Source organism: Aeromicrobium phragmitis (genome assembly GCF_003674095.1).
GTDB classification, from domain to species: domain Bacteria; phylum Actinomycetota; class Actinomycetes; order Propionibacteriales; family Nocardioidaceae; genus Aeromicrobium; species Aeromicrobium phragmitis.
This window is the reverse complement of record NZ_RDBF01000280.1, coordinates 1-299: the sequence shown is the minus strand read 5'-3', so window position 1 is coordinate 299 and position 299 is coordinate 1. Positions and strand designations below refer to the sequence as shown.

General features: G+C 70.9%; 1 pseudogene. It reads left to right on the top strand.

Features of this window, described 5'->3' with window-relative positions:
• Positions 1–299, top strand: a pseudogene (locus tag D9V41_RS18170) (hypothetical protein); the annotation flags it as partial.

Sequence of the window (299 nt, the reverse complement as noted above, 5' to 3'; positions counted from 1 at the left end):
GGTGCTGGAGAGCCAGCGCTCGGACATCGTCGGACTGCTCCAAGCGCTCGACCGGCTCGGTGACACCGCGACCCAGGTCGTGCGTGACTCCAAGGCCGACACCGTCGCGTCCCTGCAGCACCTCGAGCCCATCCTCGCCAACCTGGTCGAGGCGGGCGACAGCGTCGCGCAAGCCTCCGAGCTGCTGCTGACCTTCCCGTTCAGCGACCAGTTCGTCGGCGGCACCGTCGAGGGCGCCGCGGGCCGCTGCAGCAACCAGAACCGCGCCGCCAACACCGGCGTCTGCACCGGGGACTACG